We start from the raw sequence: 17,716 nt of genomic DNA, 5'->3' as shown, positions 1-17,716 counted from the left end.
GCGATGACAGCGAGGCTGGTGCGCGACTTCCCTAAACCGTCAGCCCGCGCTGCTGGGCCAGCTCCCTCAGCGACACAAGCGGACGCGCACCGATGTGCTGGATCACTTCGGCGGCCGCGAGCGCGCCGAGCTCGCCGCACTGCTTGTGCGCGAGGTTACGTGAAAGGCCGTAGAGGAAGCCCGCTGCGAAGAGATCGCCGGCGCCGGTCGTGTCCACCAGTTTCGTGACCGGCGAGGCCGGGGCTGCGACGGCGTCGGTCGGTGTCACCACGACGCAGCCCTTCTCGCTGCGGGTGACCACGCCGAGATTGACGTCGTTGCGCAGCTGCTTCAGGGCGGTGTCGAAATCCGAGGTCATGTAGAGCGAATGCAGCTCGGATTCGTTGGCAAAGACGATGTCGACGGTGCCGTCGCGCATCAGCGCGAGAAACTCGTCGCGATAGCGGTCGACGCAGAAGGAATCCGACAGCGTCAGCGCCACCTTGCGCTTGGCATCATGGGCGATCTTGGCCGCCTTGACGAAGGCGTCCTTGGCGTTCTTGGGGTCCCAGAGATAACCCTCGAGATAGACGATGCCGGCGGCGGCGATCTCGGCCGGATCGATGTCGGCGGGCGAAAGATCCTGGGCGGCGCCGAGATAGGTGTTCATGGTGCGCTCGCCGTCACCGGTGACCAGGATGTAGGAACAGCCGGTGGCGGGGCCGTCCTGCGCGGCGGGCGTGTTGAAGGCGACGCCGGCAGCGCGGATGTCATGGACATAGAGCTTGCCGATCTGGTCATCCTTGACCTTGCCGACATAGGCGGCGCGCGCCCCCAGGCTGCCGATGCCGACGATGGTGTTGGCGGCAGATCCCCCCGAGACTTCCGTGGCCGGCCCCATGTCCTTGTAGATGGCAGCCGCCCGCGCCTCGTCGATCAGGGACATGCTGCCCTTGGTCATGCCATGCTTGCCCAAAAAGGCCTCGTCGGTCCTGACCAGCACGTCGAACAGCGCGTTGCCGATGCCGAGAACGTCATATTTCACGTCAGCCATTCACCTTGATCCTGTTTGGCGGATTGCGAACCCTGCGGAAATCCGCTTCCTGTCATCCCGAAATCTGGCTCGCGGCCTATCACGACCGGGCCTGCGCGAGCAAGCAACGGTATGATAAAGAGCCGATGATCCGCTCCTTCCTGACCGTCTCGACGGGAACACTGGCCTCGCGGCTGCTGGGCTTTGCCCGCGATTCCCTGATCGCGGCGCTGCTCGGCACCGGCGCCGTGGCGGACGCATTCCTGGCCGCCTTCCAGCTGGTCAATGTGGTGCGCCGGCTGCTCAGCGAAGGCGCGCTGAACGCGGCGCTGATCCCGGCCTGGCTGCGCATCCGTGACCGCGACGGCCCGGCGGCTGCGGCGGCGTTCGCCGGACGCGTGCTCGGCACGGTCAGTGCGGCGCTGATTGCGATCTCGCTCGGCATTGCCCTGCTGATGCCGCTGATCATGACGGTCATCGCGCCCGGCTTTCTCGGTACCGGCACGCTCGATCTCGCGGTCCAGAATGCGCGGCTGATGCTGCCTTATCTCGCCTTCGCCGGTCCCGTCACCGTGCTGATGGGTCTGCTGAATGCACAAGGGCGATTTGCGCTCACCGCGTTCTCGCCGCTGCTGTTCAACATCGCGCTGATCGCCGCGATCGCTTTGCTCCTGGTCTGGCACGCCGACGCCGGCTTCGCCGCGTGGCTGCTGGCGGCCACCGTTGGCATCGCCGGCTTGCTGCAACTCCTGATGCTGCTGTCGCAGCGCAGTGCGCGCCTTGCCACGCCTCTGCGCGTCAGTTTCGACAAGGAGATGCGCAGCTTCTTCGCCAAGGCGATCCCCGGCATGATCGCAAGCTCGGGACCGCAATGGCTGATGGTCGCGGGCGCGATCATCGCATCGGCGACGCCGTCCGCGGTGTCCTGGCTCTATTTCGCCAACCGCCTGATCGAGCTGCCGCTCGGCATCGTCGGCGTCGCCATGGGCACCGTGCTGGTGCCGGAGCTGACGCGCGCGGTGAGTGGTGGCGACCGTGATACGGTGGCGCATGCACAATCGCGCGCGCTGGAGCTTGCGACGGGGCTGGCACTCCCCGCCACGCTCGGCCTGATCGTGCTGGCCGAGCCGATCGTGCGGCTGTTGTTCGAGCATGGCGCTTTCGGCGCCGAGGACAGCATGGCGACCGCGCACGCGCTGATGTGGCTGGCACTGGGTCTGCCGGCCCATGTGCTGATCAAGGCGCTGTCGCCGGCCTTCTATGCCCGCAGCGACACGATGACGCCGCTCAGGGCCACCGCCATAGGCATTGTGGTCGCGGTCGTGCTTGCCGTGCTGCTCGGCCATTTCTTTGGCGCCAGCGGGATCGCGGCGAGCATCGCGGCCGGCGCCTGGAGCGGCGCGCTCTCGCTGCTTCGGAAGGGCACCAGGGAGTTCGGCTTCTCGGTCGACACTGCTGCCCGCAACCGGCTGCCGCGGATCGTGCTCGCCGCAGCCGCCATGGGCGCCCTGCTCTGGCTGACCACGGGCCTTGTGCCTTCAGACGCGCATGGCTTCATCCGCTTCGTCGTGCTGGGCCTGCAGATCGGGGCCGGCATCGCGGTCTATGGCCTGCTGCTGCAGATCCTGGGCGCGGCCTCGTGGCGCGAGGCGGCTGCCGCCTTGAAGCGGCCCGCCTGAACGGGCTGCGCTTGCGAATTGCCCTTGACGGGGCAGCGCCGCTGTTGGAAACGACGGCCGAATACCTATGGGAAGGCTTACCATGCCATTCGTTGAACGGGTCTTTTCGGGCGTCCAGCCGACGGGCAATCTGCATCTCGGCAATTACCTCGGCGCCATCGTCAACTTCGTGAAGATGCAGGAAACCCACAACTGCATCTATTGCGTCGTGGACATGCACGCGATCACGCAGGGGGTGGACGTCTGGGGCGGGCCGGCCGAGCTCGCGCGCAACACCCGCGAGGTGACCGCGGCGTTCATCGCGAGCGGCATCGATCCCAAGAAGCACATCGTGTTCAACCAGAGCCAGGTCTCCGGCCATGCCGAGCTCGCCTGGATCTTCAACTGCGTCGCGCGCATGGGCTGGCTCGGCCGCATGACCCAGTTCAAGGAGAAGGCCGGCAAGGACCGCGAGAACGCCTCCGTCGGCCTGTTCGACTATCCCGTGCTGATGGCGGCCGACATCCTGCTCTATCGCGCCACCCATGTGCCGGTCGGCGAGGACCAGAAGCAGCATCTCGAGCTCTCGCGCGACATCGCGCAGAAGTTCAACAACGACTTTGGCGACTCGATCCGCAACCTCGGGGCCAATGACGGGCTGTTCTTCCCGCTGCCGGAGCCCCTGATCACGGGCCCCGCGACGCGGGTGATGAGCCTGCGCGACGGCACCAAGAAGATGTCGAAGTCCGATGCGTCGGACAATTCGCGCATCAATCTGACCGACGATGCCGACACCATCGCGCAGAAGATCCGCAAGGCGAAGACGGATCCGGAGCCGTTGCCGTCAGAGGAGAAGGGCCTGGAAGCCCGCCCCGAGGCCGACAACCTCGTCGGTATCTTCGCCGCGCTCTCCGGCCGCCCCAAGGCGGACGTGCTGCGCGAATTCGGCGGCGGCCAGTTCTCCAGCTTCAAGAACGCGCTGGCGGAGCTGTGCGTCACCAAGCTGGCGCCGATCGCCGGCGAGATGAAGCGCCTCGTCGCCGACCCCGGCCATATCGATTCGATCCTGAATGAAGGTTCCGACCGGGCCCGCGCCATCGCCGACGAGACGATGAAGCTCTCCAAGGACATCGTCGGCTTCATCCGCCGGCGATAGAGACGGTCGGCGCAGTGCGCCGGCCGCATCTCCTCTCCCCAACCCTGCGGGAGTGTGGCAGCATGCCGGCCGTGCACATGCCGGGAGATGCATGACCAGCAAGCGACTTTGCTTCAAGCCGGGTCACAAGCCCAAATGCCTCGTCGTCGTCGACGACACCGCCGAATGGGATCGCGCGGTCTACTATGCCAGCCGCTGGGCGATCCGCGCCGGCGGCGGCGTAGTGATGCTGCGCATCATCGAACCCGAACAGCAGAGCCAGGAATGGCTGGGGGTCGCCGACATCATGCGCGCCGAAGCGCAGGAAGCGGCGGAGGCCGCGCTCGACCGTGCCGCCGGCCGCGCCAACGGCATCGCCGCAATCACCCCGGAGCGGGTGATCCGCGAGGGTGTGCCGATGGAGCAACTGCTGGCGGTGATCGACGAGGACCCTGATATCGCCATGCTGGTGCTCGCCGCCAATCCGGGCGCGGAAGGGCCTGGCCCCCTGGTCGCGCTGCTGGCCCACGCGGTCGGAACCTTCCCGATTCCCGTGACCATCATTTCCGGCGCGCTCAGCGACCAAAGCGTGGATTCGCTATCGTAGCGACGGTGCCTCCTACCCTCCCCTGGACGGGGAGGGTCGCTACGCGTGCAGCGAAGCGGAATGCGTAGCGGGGTGGGGTGACGGTCTGTCCACCTCGCACACTGCCCGTGTTGAGAGATCACCCCACCCCGCTCGCGCTGCGCGCGATCGACCCTCCCCCTCCAAGGGAGGGTAAAGCGAAGCCAACCCTCTGAAATTCATAGACTAATATCTCACATCCCCTTGATCGTGCGTTCTCCGTCGCCATCTGCTAGTGGATAGAGCACGCGCCGGCCTTGAACCGGCGACGTCTGGAGAAAACCATGTTCATTCAAACCGAAGCCACCCCCAATCCCGCCACGCTGAAGTTCATTCCGGGCCGCGTCGTGGTCGACGGCAGCCCGATGGAATTTGCGAGCCGCGAAGCCGCCGCCCGCTCGCCGCTGGCCGAAAAGCTGTTCGAGGTGCCCGGCGTCACCGGCGTGTTCTACGGATCGGACTTCATCACCGTGACCAAGGCGAACGGTGAATGGCAGCAGCTCAAGCCCGCGATCCTCGGCGCCATCATGGAGCATTACATGTCCGGCGCGCCGCTGCTCGCCGGAGGCGAAGCGCACAGCGATGCCGATCTCGACGAGGAGGACGAGTTCTTCGACGAGGCCGATGCCGAAACGGTCGACATGATCAAGGACCTGATCGAGACCCGCGTGCGGCCGGCGGTGGCCAATGACGGCGGCGACATCACCTTCCGCGGCTTCAAGGACGGCATCGTCTATCTCAACATGAAGGGCGCCTGCTCCGGCTGCCCGTCATCGACCGCGACCCTCCAGCACGGCATCCAGAACCTGCTGAAGCACTTCGTGCCCGACGTGGTCGAAGTCCGGCCGATGTAAGCGCGGCATCGTAGGTGCCGTAGGGTGGGCAAAGCGAAGCGTGCCCACCTTTTCTGCCGTAAGATAGAGGTGGTGGGCACGGCGCAAGTGCGCCTTTGCCCACCCACGAAGTAAGTCATATCGGAGGCCTGCAAATCGTGCGTGACGAATGGCGTATCGGCGCCTGGTTCGCTAGACTATTCGCAATTCACCACTCGCCATTCGCTTGTCCATGCTGATCCTCGCCATCGATACCGCGCTCGACGCCTGCTCCGTCGCCGTACTCGACACCGAAACGGCCGAGCTCGTTGCGCAGGAGCAGCTTCTGATGAAGCGCGGCCACGCCGAGGCGCTGATGCCGATGATCGCGCGCGTCATGCAATCGGCCAATCTCGCCTTCACCTCGCTCGACCGCATCGCGGTCACTATCGGCCCCGGAAGCTTCACCGGCCTGCGCGTCGGCATTTCGGCGGCGCGCGGCCTTGCGCTTGCGGCCGAGCGGCCGGCGATCGGCCTGTCCACCTTGTCGGCCTATGCCGCCGCCATCGTCGGCCAGAGCAAATCGGCACCCGTGATCTCCGCAATCGACGCGCGGCACGACCACGTCTATTTCCAGATCGTCGCCGGCGACGGCAGCCAGCTGGTGCGGCCGAGCGTCGCTCCCATCGACGAGGCGATCGCGGCCTCGCAATTCGGCCCGCCGCATCTGGTCGGCAATGCCGCAAACATCCTCGCCGACCGCTGGCCGAAGGATGTCCCGCAGCCGGTCGCGGTCGACGCGCAGCCCGCGCCCGATATCGGCTGGGTCGCATGGCTCGGCGCTGCCGCCGATCCCGCGACGAATCCGGCGCGGCCGTTCTATCTGAAGGCGCCCGACGCCAAGCCGGCGGCACAGCCGCCATTCGCAGCACAAGCCGCGACCCCATGATGAGATGGCTGTCGGAATGGTGGCGCGGCGGCACCGCCGCCGTCGAGCCCGCATCCGTGCGTGACGCCGCGCAGCTGGCGCAGCTTCACGGCGCCTCCTTCGCGCGCGGCTGGGGCGAGGGCGAATTCGAGAGCATGCTCAGTGAGCGCAACACGCTGGTGCACCGGTTGCGCCTCGGCCGCAGGACCGTCGGATTTGCGGTGTCGCGGATCGGGGCGGATGAAGCGGAAATCCTCTCGATCGCGGTGGACGAGGCCTATCGCGGCCGCGGTCTCTCCCGCACGCTGCTGATGACCCATCTCGGCCACCTCGCGGGGCGCGGCGTGCGCACAATATTTCTCGAAGTTGAGGAAAATAACCAGCCGGCGCGGCGGCTCTACGAGAGGGCCGGATTCGTGGTGGTCGGGCGCCGCGAACGCTACTATAAGCAGCCGAACGGGGAACAATTGAACGCCCTTCTGATGCGACGTGACTTGTCGTAACATTGGTGGCAGAAAGCGCCCCCGCCAGGCAGACAAACTATGACCGCACTGAAACCTTCTTCCGCGTCCAAGGCGTCCGGCATCGAGGCGCGCTGTGCCGCCACCGGCATGCGCATGACCGAGCAGCGCCGTGTCATCGCCCGCGTGCTCGCGGAGGCGATCGATCATCCCGATGTCGAGGAACTGTACCGTCGCTGCGTTGCCGTCGACGACAAGATCTCGATTTCGACCGTGTATCGCACCGTCAAGCTGTTCGAGGATGCCGGCATCATCGAGCGCCATGATTTCCGCGAGGGCCGCGCGCGCTACGAGCAGATGCGCGACAGCCATCACGATCACCTCATCAATCTGCGCGACGGCAAGGTGATCGAGTTCACCTCCGAGGAGATCGAGAAGCTGCAGGCGGAAATCGCCCGCAAGCTCGGCTACCGGCTGGTCGATCACCGGCTCGAGCTCTATTGCGTCCCGCTCGACGACGACAAGCCGACGTCTTGAGTGGCATGATCTCCGCGCAAACGCGTTTCGCGTTTGTCGCGCGGGAAAACCGCTACACACTTTTCCGGATCATGCCTTAGTGCCGATAGACCTCATCATCTTCGATTGCGACGGTGTACTCGTGGACAGCGAGGTGATCTCCTGTCGCGCCCATGCCGATGCGCTGACGCGGCACGGCTATCCGATCACCTCGGAGCAGGTGTTCGAACGTTTCCTCGGCCGCTCAACGCGGCAGGCCAATCTGGAGATCGAGACCGAGCTTGGCCGCAAGCTGCCCGAGGCCTATCACGGCGATCTGCAGGACGAGCTGTTCCGCTCGTTCGAGGCCGACCTCGAGGCGATCCGCGGCATTCGCGATGTGCTTGATGTCGTCACGCAAGCCGTCTGCGTCGCCTCTAGCGGCTCGCATCAGCGCATGCGCGTGAGCCTGGGAAGCACCGGCCTCTACGAACGTCTCGCGCCAAATATCTTCTCGGCCTCGCAGGTGAGGAACGGCAAGCCGGCGCCGGACCTGTTCCTGTTCGCGGCGAACGAAATGGGCCTGCCGCCCGAGCGCTGTGTCGTGATCGAGGACAGCCTGGCCGGAATTGCCGGCGCCCGGGCCGCCGGCATGACGGTGTTCGGCTTTTACGGGGGCAGCCACTGCGGGGAGGGCCATGCCGAGACCCTGCGTCAGGCCGGCGCTGACTTGACCTTTGCCGACATGCATCAATTGCCGGAGTTGGTCCGGCGGGTCGGCGCGGATGTCCTGGCGGGCTGAGGGGCTTCTTCCCGGTTATTCCGGAGCACGCGCGGAGGCGTGAACCCGGAATCTCGCCCAAAACCTCCCGGATTCCGGGTTCGCGACTGCGTCGCGCCCCGGAATGACGGCTCAAGAGGCTCCATTCGCTGGATTTTCGTCCCTCCAACCTATATTTGAAGGCCGTTCTCCACCTCCATTCCAGGTTCCATGACGCCGCCGCGCAAGCTGCACATCAAATCATATGGCTGCCAGATGAACGTCTACGATGCCCAGCGCATGGTGGACACGCTGGCTCCGGAAGGATTCGTGGAGACGGCCAGCGCTGAAGACGCCGACCTCGTCATCCTCAACACCTGCCACATCCGCGAGAAGGCGTCCGAAAAGGTCTATTCGGAGCTGGGCCGATTGCGTGTCGCTAAGGACGAGGCTGCGCGCGGCGGGCGAGCGATGCAGATCGCGGTCGCGGGCTGCGTCGCGCAGGCCGAGGGCGAGGAGATCGTGCGCCGCGCGCCTGTCGTGGATGTCGTGGTCGGACCGCAGAGCTATCATCACCTGCCGGAGCTGCTGAAGCGCGCCGGCAACGAAGGCCGCGCGATCGAGACCGAGTTTCCGGCCCAGGACAAGTTCGGCTTCCTGGCTCAACCCAAGCCCGACGCGATCCGGGCGCGCGGCATTTCCGCTTTCGTCACGGTGCAGGAAGGTTGCGACAAGTTCTGCACCTTCTGCGTCGTGCCCTACACGCGCGGCTCGGAAGTCTCGCGCCCTGTCGCCAAGATCGTCGACGATGTGAAGCGGCTCGCCGACAACGGCGTGCGCGAGCTGACGCTGATCGGGCAGAACGTCAACGCCTATCATGGCGAGGGACCAGACGGGAAAACCTGGCCGCTCGGCAGGCTGCTCGAGCATCTGGCGACAATTCCCGGCATCGCGCGGCTGCGCTATTCGACCAGCCACCCCCGCGACGTCGACGACAGCCTGATTGCCGCCCATCGCGATCTCGGTGCCCTGATGCCGTTCGTGCACCTGCCGGTGCAATCGGGTTCGGACCGCATTCTGGCGGCCATGAACCGGAAACATACCGCCGATGATTATCGGCGGGTCATCGACCGTTTCCGCGCCGCGCGGCAAGACATTGCTTTTTCATCAGATTTTATCGTGGGTTTCCCCGGCGAGGACGAGCAAGATTTTCTCGCCACCCTCGCGCTTGTCACGCAAATCGGCTACGCTGCGGCTTATTCGTTCAAATACTCCGCCCGGCCGGGAACGCCGGCCGCGGACATGCAGGAGACGGTGTCCCCCGCCGAGATGGACCAGCGATTGGAGCGGATCCAGGAACTGATCGACAGCCAGCAATCGGCCTTCAACAAGGCCGCGATTGGCTCAACGGTCGATGTGCTGTTCGAGCGTCCGGCCCGCAAGGACGGCCAGATCGTCGGCCGCACCGCATTCCTGCAGCCCGCCCATGTGATGGCCTCGCCCGACATCATCGGACACATCCTGCCTGTCAGGATCGACAGCCTCGAACGCTACAGCTTTCTCGGTGAGCTCGTGACGCCGCGTGGGGCGCACGAGCCCGCTTTATCGCCAGCCATCGGAGCCTGAACCCTTGCCAAAAAGCGCATCGGATTCGTCTTCTCTCGCTCCCAGCCGCAAATTTGACCGCGACATGCAAGTTCCGCCCGAGACCCAGGTCGTCATCGACTTCGACGACAACCGCGCCGCTTCCGCGCTGGTCGGCCCCTACGGCCAGCATCTGGCGCAGATCGAGCGGCGGCTCGGCGTCGTCGTCGATTCCAAGGGCAACCACATCACGATCGGCGGCACGCGCGACGGCTGCGACGCCGCACGCCGCGTGCTGGAGATGCTCTACGCGCAGGCCGTGAAGGGGCAGGATCTCGACCAGGGCGAGGTCGAGGGCGCCATCCGGGCCGTGATCGCGCAAGGCTCGCTGTTCGAGTTCGACGCCAAATCGGCCAAAGGGGCGACCTTCGACAGCATCAATCTGCGCAAGCGTCCGGTGCGCGCGCGCACCGCCGCCCAGGACTCCTATATCCGCGCGCTGAAGCGCCACGAGCTCGTGTTCGGCATCGGCCCGGCCGGCACCGGCAAGACCTGGCTCGCGGTCGCACATGCCGCGCAGCTGTTCGAGCGCAAGGAGGTCGACAAGATCATCCTGTCGCGGCCGGCGGTGGAAGCCGGCGAGCGGCTCGGCTTCCTGCCCGGTGATCTCCGCGAGAAGGTCGATCCTTATCTCCGCCCGATCTACGACGCGCTCTACGACCTCATGGATGCGCGCATCGTCGAGCGCGCACTCCAGACCGGCGAGATCGAGATCGCGCCGCTCGCCTTCATGCGCGGCCGCACCCTCACCAACGCCGCCATCATCCTGGACGAGGCGCAGAACACCACGTCGATGCAGATGAAGATGTTTTTGACGCGCCTCGGCGAGAACAGCCGCATGATCGTGACCGGCGATCCCTCGCAGATCGACCTGCCGAACGGCCAGACCTCGGGCCTGGCCGAGGCGACCCGCCTCCTGGGCGGCGTCGAGGGCATTGCCCAGGTTCATTTCAAAGCCGAGGACGTGATCCGCCACGAACTCGTGGCGCGAATCGTCGCCGCTTACGAAGGCTCGCCGCAGCGGCCGGCCGCCGGCAAATCCTGACGAGGCAACAGCCGGACCCAGAGGACGCGGATGAAGGCGCCTCATCGTTCCGAACAAAGACAATGTCACATCCGAACCTTCCCATGACCGAGGTCCTCGTCGTCGCCGATTGCTGGCAGCGCGAGCCCGATTCCGAAGCCGTGATCCAGCGCGCGGTTGCGGCCGCCGCCGAGAATGTCGACGAAGACGTCGCCGACGCGGAAGTGGCGGTGATGCTGACCGATGATGCCGGCATCCGCACCCTCAACAGCAACTGGCGCGGCATCGACAAGCCGACCAACGTGCTGTCGTTTCCCGCACTCCAGCAGGAGGGCGAGTGGAAGCCGGGCGATGCGCCGCGCATGCTCGGCGATATCGCGATCGCCTACGAGACGATGCGGCGCGAGGCGGACGAGGAACACAAGCCGTTCGACCACCATTTGAGCCATCTCGCCGTGCACGGCTTCCTGCACCTGATCGGCTACGATCACGAGAACGACGGCGACGCCGAGGAGATGGAAGCCCTGGAGACGCAGATCCTGGCTCACCTTGGAATTCCCGATCCCTATGCAGACCGCGCAGGGACGCACTGAGATGCCGGACTCCGACCCGATTCACGACAATCCACGCCACACGGCCAATCTGCCGGCCGTGGTGACCCAGGGCGAGGTGATGCGCCCGACCGCCGATGGCTGGCTCCTGCGCGCCATCCGCACGCTGTTCGGCTGGAAGGCGGGATCGGTGCGCGACGACCTCCAGGTCGTGCTCGATGCGACCACGCCCGACGACACCGGCTTCTCGGCGGTCGAGCGCACCATGCTGCGCAACATCCTCGGTCTGCACGAGCGCCGCATCGCCGACGTCATGGTCCATCGTGCCGACGTCGTCGCGGTGAAGCGCGACATCCCGCTCGGCGAGTTGATGGACCGCTTCGAGAGCGCCGGCCATTCGCGCCTCGTGGTCTACAACGAGACGCTCGACGATCCCGTGGGCATCGTCCACATCCGCGACCTGCTCGCCTTCATGACCGCGCGTGCGCGCGTGCCGGAAGCCACCAAGACCAAGCGCAAGAAGCCGCTGCCGGCCGGGCTCGACCTCCGCGCCGTCGATCTCGCGCTGCCACTCGAGGAAGCGCGCATCATCCGCAAGCTGCTCTACGTGCCGCCGTCGATGCGGGCGATCGACCTGCTCGCGCAGATGCAGGCCACACGCATTCACCTCGCGCTGGTGGTGGACGAATATGGCGGCAGCGACGGGCTGGTTTCGCTCGAGGACATCGTCGAGCAGATCGTCGGCGAGATCGACGACGAGCACGACAGCGACGAGCCGCCCTCGATCGTGCGCCTGCCCGACAATGCCTTCATCGCCGACGCCCGCGCCAGCCTCGACGACGTCCGCTCGGTGATCGGCGAGGATTTCGTCACCGGCGAGGCCGGCGAGGAAGTGGAGACGCTCGGCGGCTATCTCGTCAGCTTCGTCGGGCGCCTGCCGGTACGCGGCGAGGTGATCTCGGGTCCCGGCAATTACGAGATCGAGGTGCTCGATGCCGATCCGCGCCGCGTCAAGCGGCTGCGCATCTCGACGCGGAAGGAGCGTCCCGCGCCGCGCACCCAGCGCGAGAGCCGGCGCCGCGAGGCTGCGCCGGACAGCGGTCCTTCGCCGGCCAATGACACGCCCAGCCCGCCGCCAAGCGACGGGACCGGCCGACAGTGAGCCCGTTCCAGCGACTTCGGCAGATTGCGCTTGCCATCATCCTTGCCTGGGGATGGAAACGCGCCGTCATCGCCATGGGGTGCGGAGCGCTGTCGGTGCTGGCGCTCGCGCCGTTCAACCTCTTCCCGGTGCTGTTCATCACCTTCCCGGTGCTGGTCTGGCTGATCGACGGCGCCGGCGCCGGACGCTATCGCGGCGTCCCCGCCGCGGCGCTGACCGGCTACTGGTTCGGACTCGGCTATTTCGTCCCCGGCCTCTACTGGATCGGCTACGCCTTCTTCGTCGAGGCCGACGTGTTCGCCTGGCTGACGCCGTTCGCCGTGCTCGGCCTGCCGGCCTATCTGTCCATCTTCACGGCGATCGGCTTTGCGCTGGCGCGCCTGCTCTGGACCAAGAACGCCACGCGCGTGCTTGCACTTGCGGCAAGCCTCACAATCAGCGAATGGCTGCGCGGCCACCTGCTGACCGGCTTTCCCTGGAACGCGTTCGGCTATGCGCTGTCCGAGCCGCTGCCGCTGGCGCAGACAGCCTCGCTGGTCGGCCTGTGGGGCATGACGTTCCTGACGGTTGCGATCTTCGCCAGCCCCGCGACGCTGATCGACCGCACGCCCGATCGCCGCCTGGCGTGGCGCGTGCCGGCGGCCGCAATCGCGCTCCTGCTTGTCATGAGCATCTTCGGCGCGATCCGCCTGTCGCTGCATCCGACCACGATGGTTGCTGGCGCCAAGCTGCGCCTGATGCAACCGAACCTGCAACAGGACGCCAAATTCAATTACGCCGCCAAGTCGGAGGTGATGAAAAAATATTTGGCGCTGTCGGACCGCGCCTCCGGCCCGCAATCGACCGGCGTGCGCGACGCCACCATCCTGATCTGGCCGGAATCCGCATTTCCGTTCTTCCTGACCCGGGAAGCCGACGCGATGGCACAGATCGCCGATCTTCTGCCCAAGGGCACGGTGCTGATCACGGGGTCGGTCCGCGCGCCCGACCTGCCGCGCGGCACGCCGATCACGCGTGCCTATAATTCGATCTACGTCATCGATCACGACGGCAGCGTGCTCGCAGTGTACGACAAGTTGCATTTGGTGCCGTTCGGAGAATTTCTTCCTTACCAGGCACTGATGGAGAAGCTCGGCTTCGAGCAACTGACGCGGGTGCGCGGCGGCTTCATTCCCGGCACGGTGCGGCATGCGCTGCAGGTGCCCGGCGCGCCGCCCGCGCTACCGCTGATCTGTTACGAGGCAATCTTTCCCGGCGAGGTGGCTGGACGCAACGAACGTCCGGGCTGGATCGTGAACCTCACCAATGACGGTTGGTTCGGCATCTCGACCGGCCCCTATCAGCATCTGGAGCAGTCGCGCATGCGCGCGATCGAGCTGGGATTGCCGCTGGTCCGCTCTGCCAATACCGGTATCTCTGCGGTGATCGATCCAATGGGCCGCACCGTCGCCAGCCTCGGTCTCGGCATCGAAGGCATTTTGGATGCAAGCCTGCCTGCCGCGATATCACTGACCGTCTATGCGCGGGTTGGCGATGTGCCGGCCGCCATGCTCGTCGCGCTGGCCGTGATTCTGGCGGTCCGCCGACGTGTCACCAAGCGGAAGGCCTGATCGCGCCGTCGCCGCGGAGGCGGCCGGAAACTTTTGACAACCGTAGTCCCACGGTTGACAGACTGCACATGGGCTCCCCATTCTGCACCGGCTGCAAAAGACAGTGGGCATTGCTAAATTTCTCCGCAATGTTTCCCAATAAGAGGGTCTGATTTGACGATGCTTGCACCTGAGGCACTCCAGTTGATTGCGCTGAAGGTGGTGTTTGGAGGGCTGAGGAAATGTCGAAAGCGCCCAACCCTGTTGACAAATATGTCGGCAGTCGCGTGCGTATGCGCCGCATCATGTTGGGCATGAGCCAGGAAAAGCTCGGTGAAGCTTTGGGCCTGACTTTCCAGCAGATCCAGAAATACGAGAAGGGCACGAACCGGGTCGGTGCGAGCCGCATCCAGCAGATCGCCGAAATTCTCCAGGTGCCGGTGTCGTTCCTGTTCGAGGGCGGCCCGAGCGGCGTGCCGGGTCCGGATGGCTTCAGCGAAGGCGCCTCGCCTTCCTATGTGTCGGACTTTCTCGCGACGTCCGAAGGACTTGCACTGACCAAGGCGTTCACGCGAATTACCGATTCGAAGATGCGCCGCTCGATCGTCGATCTCGTCGAGCAGATTGCGGCTCGCGAAGGTCCCGACAAGCGCTGATCGCCAGCTCAATGGCGATTTGAGACCGCGTCAAATCTGGCCTATGTCGTCATTTGTGGCCGCGCTTTGATGCGCGTCCGCTTCGATGATGCGATTCAAAGGCACAGATGCGTCCATGGCCAGCTCCAATTGGTTCGATTCCCAAACTATTCTCGATGGCATCCGCCGCTGGGTGGAGGTCGAGACGCCGACGGAAGCGCCCGAACAGGTCAACAGGCTGATCTCAATGGTCGCGGAGCGGTACCGCGATCTGCCTGTCACGCTCGAACGCGTCGCCGGCGTCGATGGTTGCGGCGATCATCTCATGGCGCGCTCGAATTGGGGGCAGGACCGGCCGGGCATCCTGGTGCTGAGCCACCTCGATACCGTCCATCCCATGGGATTCATCGAACGTCTGCCGTTCAAGGTCGAAGGCGACGTCGCGTACGGTCCCGGCATCTACGACATGAAGGGCGGCGCCTACATCGCCCATCACGCGTTTGCCGCGCTGTGTGCCACAGCCGATCGCTCGCCGCTCGGCATCACGCATTTGTTCACCTCCGACGAGGAGATCGGAAGTCCCACCTCGCGCGCACTCATCGAGACGGAAGGGCGCAAGGCCAAATACGTGCTGGTGACGGAGCCGGCGCGCGACGGCGGCAAGATCGTCACCGGGCGCAAGGGCGTCGGACGCTTCAAGGTGTTCATCAAGGGCGTGCCCGCGCATGCCGGCTCGCGGCCGGAAGATGGCCGCAGCGCCGTGCGCGAGCTTGGCAACGTCATCCTCGCCCTGGAAGGGATGAACGACCTGACTCGCGGCGTCAGCGTCAATGTCGGCGTGGTGCGTGGCGGCACGCGCCCCAACGTCACGCCGGAAGAGGCCTATGCCGAGGTCGATCTGCGCGTGCTGAGCCTCAAGGACGCCGAGGAGTTCGTCGGCAAGATCCTTGGGCTGACGTCGAAGACCGACGGCGTCACCGTCACCGTCACCGGCGAGCTCAACCGTCCGCCCTATGAAAAGAGCAACGCAGGCGCCTCCCTGTACGAGCACGCGAAGACACTCGCCGGCGAGATCGGCTTCGATCTGGTCGACACCCACACCGGCGGCGGCTCGGACGGCAATTTCACCGCGGCCCATACCGCAACGCTCGACGGCCTCGGCGTCGACGGCAAGGGCGCGCACACTCATTATGAGCAGCTCTATATCTCGTCGCTCGCGCCGCGCGCGCGGCTGCTCCACCGCCTGTACCAGACGCTGCGATGAGCGAGCGCAAATCAGAGCCCGGTCGCGATGACAGCGAGCGCGCGTTCTTCGGACGCCGCAAGGGGCACAAGCTCAGGCAGCATCAGGCCGAGCTGATCGGTCAACTGCTGCCGCATCTGGCGCTCGACATCGACGGCGAGGCGCCGGCGGATGCAAGCGAGATCTTCGATCCCGCCGCCGACGATGTCAGGCTCGAGATCGGCTTCGGCGGCGGCGAGCATCTCGCGGCCGAGGCCCAGAGCTTCGCCACGACAGGCTTCATCGGCTGCGAGCCCTATGTCAACGGCATGGCCAAGATCCTCGCGCAGATCGAAGCCGCCAACATTGGCAACATCCGCCTGTTTGCAGGCGATGCCGCCGAGCTGCTGGCCTGGCTGCCCAAGGCATCGCTGTCGCGGATCGACCTGATCCATCCCGATCCCTGGCCGAAGCGGCGGCACTGGAAACGGCGCTTCGTCCAGGACAGGACGATCGCCGCGATGGCGCGCGTGCTGAAGCCGAACGGCGAATTCCGCTTCGTCTGCGACATCGACGATTACTGCGCCTGGACGCTGTCGCATCTTGCGCGTTCGCAGGATTTCGTCTGGCTGGCCGAACGCGCCGACGATTTCAGGCAGCCATGGGCGGGCTACACCATGACGCGCTACGGCCGGAAGGCCGCGCGCGAAGGACGGAAGGCTGCGTATTTGCGGTTCAGACGACTCTAGATCGTCTGCCGGTTGCGCCAGAAATTGACGACGCGCTCGGCGGTCGTCGGCATCAGGCGCGTGAAGTTCACGCGCGCGGCCTCGATATCGGCATCGGCCGGCGTGCGATGCGGACCGTACCAGAGCAGGATGAGCGCGCGCACCGTGGGCCAGCCGAGATTCAGCACGCGGCCGAGAATGAGGATCGGGTCGTAGCGGTCGCCTGCGATCAGGCGGTCGAGCACAGAGAGGCGAACGCCGGACATCGCCGAAAGCGAGGCGATCGATTCCTCGTATTTGTTCGCCTTGGCGAAGCCGAGCAGCGCGCTCTCGCCGAGATGGCCCTCGCGATGCAACACCAGCACCGTGCGCTGGGCCGCGGAGAAATCGCGCCGCGGTCCCGGCGGCAGCGTGGCCTCCTCGATGGCCACCATCGCGCGCTTGATCTCGACCTGGCGCGCGGGATTGACCACGCTGGAGAGCCGGCGGCGGATGACGTCGAGCGTGCCGTCGAGAAGCTGTTTCAGGTTCTCGCCCGAGAGATCACGACGCTGGCCGATCTTGAGCGTCAGCACACCGTCCTGCGCCGCACGCTTGATCAGCTCGGAATAGCTGCCAGGCGAGAACACCGCACCGGCATTGCCCGCGGCGCGGCGCACCACGTCGCGATCGCCGCGCTCCACCAGCACGTCGGTGATGACGGGAGACAAAGCCGGGCGCTCCGTCATCGCAAGCAAATGCCCCTGGCCCTTCAGCCGCGCAATCTCGACCAGCGCGGCGTCATCGAGCACGGGCGAGCGGCGCAGCACGGGGCCGGCCACCATGATCTCGTTCTCGCGCGCGAGTTGATTGACCAGATGCGGCGGCGCGTTGTTCAGGTGCGAGAAGCGCTCGGCGAGGTCGACGCGCGAGGCAAGCTCCGCATGCGGGACGAGATCGATCAGGAGGTTGTCGAAGAGATCGATGAGCTCGGGCCGAAGATTGGCGGAATCCTGGAAGAACAATTCGGAGATGGCGCGCGCGATTTCGCCGCGTCGTCGCGGATCGCCGCGTTTGACGATATCGTCCAGTCCGGGAATGAGCGACGTGGCAACGGTCATGAAAACGCTACTCGAACAGGGCACGCCGCGGGTGCGCCCTTGGTCGAAGCCGCCCCACAATCAGGGAATTTAGCCCCCCGAGGTGAAGGAAGCGTTAGGCCCGGGGCGCCGCGAATCGGGCGCAAAAAGCCTCGTCTGGCCCGCGATGGGCCTTGTCCGGGGGGACAGAAAGCGC

Annotated in this window: 18 protein-coding genes; 16 read left to right on the top strand and 2 right to left on the bottom strand. The window is 65.7% G+C overall.

Going from position 1 to position 17,716, the window contains the following annotated elements; all coding sequences use genetic code 11:
- Positions 1–31: 31 nt before the first annotated feature.
- A complete protein-coding gene (locus GGD67_RS10985; RefSeq protein ID WP_179732644.1) occupies positions 32–1,033 on the bottom strand; it encodes an adenosine kinase in 1,002 nt (333 codons plus the stop codon).
- A gap of 125 nt (positions 1,034–1,158) precedes the next feature.
- On the opposite strand from GGD67_RS10985, the gene murJ reads away from it, so the two are divergent.
- The 16 genes from murJ (at position 1,159) to trmB (ending at position 16,462) form a co-directional block, all read left to right on the top strand.
- The gene (gene murJ / locus GGD67_RS10980) at positions 1,159–2,691 is read left to right on the top strand and encodes a murein biosynthesis integral membrane protein MurJ (RefSeq protein ID WP_179732642.1); all 1,533 of its coding nucleotides are present in this window, start codon (positions 1,159–1,161) and stop codon (positions 2,689–2,691) included.
- Positions 2,692–2,773: 82 nt separating this feature from the next.
- Positions 2,774–3,826, top strand: coding sequence for a tryptophan--tRNA ligase (gene trpS / locus GGD67_RS10975; protein WP_018319435.1), 1,053 nt, complete (start codon positions 2,774–2,776; stop codon positions 3,824–3,826).
- 91 nt (positions 3,827–3,917) lie between these two features.
- Positions 3,918–4,412: a universal stress protein gene (locus GGD67_RS10970; RefSeq protein WP_179732640.1), complete on the top strand. Its 495-nt coding sequence runs from the start codon at positions 3,918–3,920 to the stop codon at positions 4,410–4,412.
- A 302-nt stretch (positions 4,413–4,714) separates the two neighbouring features.
- Positions 4,715–5,284 carry a NifU family protein gene (locus GGD67_RS10965; protein ID WP_179732638.1) on the top strand — a complete coding sequence of 190 codons (570 nt, stop codon included), beginning with the start codon at positions 4,715–4,717 and terminating at the stop codon, positions 5,282–5,284.
- 211 nt (positions 5,285–5,495) lie between these two features.
- Complete coding sequence (tsaB, locus tag GGD67_RS10960) at positions 5,496–6,191, top strand: tRNA (adenosine(37)-N6)-threonylcarbamoyltransferase complex dimerization subunit type 1 TsaB (protein ID WP_179733045.1); 696 nt, start codon at positions 5,496–5,498, stop codon at positions 6,189–6,191.
- Complete coding sequence (gene rimI, locus GGD67_RS10955; RefSeq protein WP_018319431.1) at positions 6,188–6,673, top strand: ribosomal protein S18-alanine N-acetyltransferase; 486 nt, start codon at positions 6,188–6,190, stop codon at positions 6,671–6,673. The genes tsaB and rimI overlap by 4 nt, the downstream gene beginning before the upstream one ends.
- A gap of 39 nt (positions 6,674–6,712) precedes the next feature.
- Positions 6,713–7,168, top strand: coding sequence for a Fur family transcriptional regulator (locus tag GGD67_RS10950; RefSeq protein ID WP_018319430.1), 456 nt, complete (start codon positions 6,713–6,715; stop codon positions 7,166–7,168).
- A gap of 79 nt (positions 7,169–7,247) precedes the next feature.
- Entirely contained in the window at positions 7,248–7,928 is a 681-nt protein-coding gene (locus GGD67_RS10945) for an HAD family hydrolase (RefSeq protein WP_179732636.1), read from the top strand.
- A gap of 189 nt (positions 7,929–8,117) precedes the next feature.
- Entirely contained in the window at positions 8,118–9,512 is a 1,395-nt protein-coding gene (miaB, locus tag GGD67_RS10940; RefSeq protein WP_018319428.1) for a tRNA (N6-isopentenyl adenosine(37)-C2)-methylthiotransferase MiaB, read from the top strand.
- Positions 9,513–9,576: 64 nt separating this feature from the next.
- Positions 9,577–10,575 carry a PhoH family protein gene (locus tag GGD67_RS10935; protein WP_018319427.1) on the top strand — a complete coding sequence of 333 codons (999 nt, stop codon included), beginning with the start codon at positions 9,577–9,579 and terminating at the stop codon, positions 10,573–10,575.
- 83 nt (positions 10,576–10,658) lie between these two features.
- Positions 10,659–11,147 (top strand): rRNA maturation RNase YbeY, encoded by a 489-nt coding sequence (gene ybeY / locus GGD67_RS10930; RefSeq protein WP_245283238.1) that lies wholly within the window; start codon positions 10,659–10,661, stop codon positions 11,145–11,147.
- Between the two features lies 1 nt (position 11,148).
- Positions 11,149–12,267 carry a hemolysin family protein gene (locus GGD67_RS10925; protein WP_246784273.1) on the top strand — a complete coding sequence of 373 codons (1,119 nt, stop codon included), beginning with the start codon at positions 11,149–11,151 and terminating at the stop codon, positions 12,265–12,267.
- Positions 12,264–13,877, top strand: coding sequence for an apolipoprotein N-acyltransferase (gene lnt / locus GGD67_RS10920; RefSeq protein ID WP_179732632.1), 1,614 nt, complete (start codon positions 12,264–12,266; stop codon positions 13,875–13,877). The genes GGD67_RS10925 and lnt overlap by 4 nt, the downstream gene beginning before the upstream one ends.
- A 221-nt stretch (positions 13,878–14,098) precedes the next feature.
- The gene (locus GGD67_RS10915; RefSeq protein WP_018319423.1) at positions 14,099–14,512 is read left to right on the top strand and encodes a helix-turn-helix domain-containing protein; all 414 of its coding nucleotides are present in this window, start codon (positions 14,099–14,101) and stop codon (positions 14,510–14,512) included.
- Positions 14,513–14,597: 85 nt separating this feature from the next.
- Positions 14,598–15,755 (top strand): M20 family metallopeptidase, encoded by a 1,158-nt coding sequence (locus tag GGD67_RS10910; RefSeq protein WP_179732631.1) that lies wholly within the window; start codon positions 14,598–14,600, stop codon positions 15,753–15,755.
- Complete coding sequence (gene trmB / locus GGD67_RS10905) at positions 15,752–16,462, top strand: tRNA (guanosine(46)-N7)-methyltransferase TrmB (protein WP_018319421.1); 711 nt, start codon at positions 15,752–15,754, stop codon at positions 16,460–16,462. The genes GGD67_RS10910 and trmB overlap by 4 nt, the downstream gene beginning before the upstream one ends.
- On the opposite strand, the gene GGD67_RS10900 is transcribed toward trmB, so the two are convergent.
- Positions 16,459–17,541: a DUF2336 domain-containing protein gene (locus tag GGD67_RS10900; protein WP_179732629.1), complete on the bottom strand. Its 1,083-nt coding sequence runs from the start codon at positions 17,539–17,541 to the stop codon at positions 16,459–16,461. The two genes, trmB and GGD67_RS10900, sit on opposite strands and share 4 nt — an antisense overlap.
- Positions 17,542–17,716 lie beyond the last annotated feature (175 nt).

It is taken from the genome of Bradyrhizobium sp. IAR9 (assembly GCF_013408065.1).
Taxonomy (GTDB): domain Bacteria; phylum Pseudomonadota; class Alphaproteobacteria; order Rhizobiales; family Xanthobacteraceae; genus Bradyrhizobium.
Note: the sequence above shows the minus strand (reverse complement) of the source record. Positions and strands in the feature narration are given on the sequence as shown.

Excerpts from the sequence above, each read along its gene's own strand:
- GGD67_RS10985 (WP_179732644.1), bottom strand. The coding sequence starts at position 1,033 with ATGGCTGACGTGAAATATGACGTTCTCGGCATCGGCAACGCGCTGTTC.
- murJ (WP_179732642.1), top strand. The coding sequence starts at position 1,159 with ATGATCCGCTCCTTCCTGACCGTCTCGACGGGAACACTGGCCTCGCGG.
- trpS (WP_018319435.1), top strand. The coding sequence starts at position 2,774 with ATGCCATTCGTTGAACGGGTCTTTTCGGGCGTCCAGCCGACGGGCAAT.
- GGD67_RS10970 (WP_179732640.1), top strand. The coding sequence starts at position 3,918 with ATGACCAGCAAGCGACTTTGCTTCAAGCCGGGTCACAAGCCCAAATGC.
- GGD67_RS10965 (WP_179732638.1), top strand. The coding sequence starts at position 4,715 with ATGTTCATTCAAACCGAAGCCACCCCCAATCCCGCCACGCTGAAGTTC.
- tsaB (WP_179733045.1), top strand. The coding sequence starts at position 5,496 with ATGCTGATCCTCGCCATCGATACCGCGCTCGACGCCTGCTCCGTCGCC.
- rimI (WP_018319431.1), top strand. The coding sequence starts at position 6,188 with ATGATGAGATGGCTGTCGGAATGGTGGCGCGGCGGCACCGCCGCCGTC.
- GGD67_RS10950 (WP_018319430.1), top strand. The coding sequence starts at position 6,713 with ATGACCGCACTGAAACCTTCTTCCGCGTCCAAGGCGTCCGGCATCGAG.
- miaB (WP_018319428.1), top strand. The coding sequence starts at position 8,118 with ATGACGCCGCCGCGCAAGCTGCACATCAAATCATATGGCTGCCAGATG.
- GGD67_RS10935 (WP_018319427.1), top strand. The coding sequence starts at position 9,577 with ATGCAAGTTCCGCCCGAGACCCAGGTCGTCATCGACTTCGACGACAAC.
- ybeY (WP_245283238.1), top strand. The coding sequence starts at position 10,659 with ATGACCGAGGTCCTCGTCGTCGCCGATTGCTGGCAGCGCGAGCCCGAT.
- GGD67_RS10925 (WP_246784273.1), top strand. The coding sequence starts at position 11,149 with ATGCCGGACTCCGACCCGATTCACGACAATCCACGCCACACGGCCAAT.
- GGD67_RS10915 (WP_018319423.1), top strand. The coding sequence starts at position 14,099 with ATGTCGAAAGCGCCCAACCCTGTTGACAAATATGTCGGCAGTCGCGTG.
- GGD67_RS10910 (WP_179732631.1), top strand. The coding sequence starts at position 14,598 with ATGATGCGATTCAAAGGCACAGATGCGTCCATGGCCAGCTCCAATTGG.
- trmB (WP_018319421.1), top strand. The coding sequence starts at position 15,752 with ATGAGCGAGCGCAAATCAGAGCCCGGTCGCGATGACAGCGAGCGCGCG.
- GGD67_RS10900 (WP_179732629.1), bottom strand. The coding sequence starts at position 17,541 with ATGACCGTTGCCACGTCGCTCATTCCCGGACTGGACGATATCGTCAAA.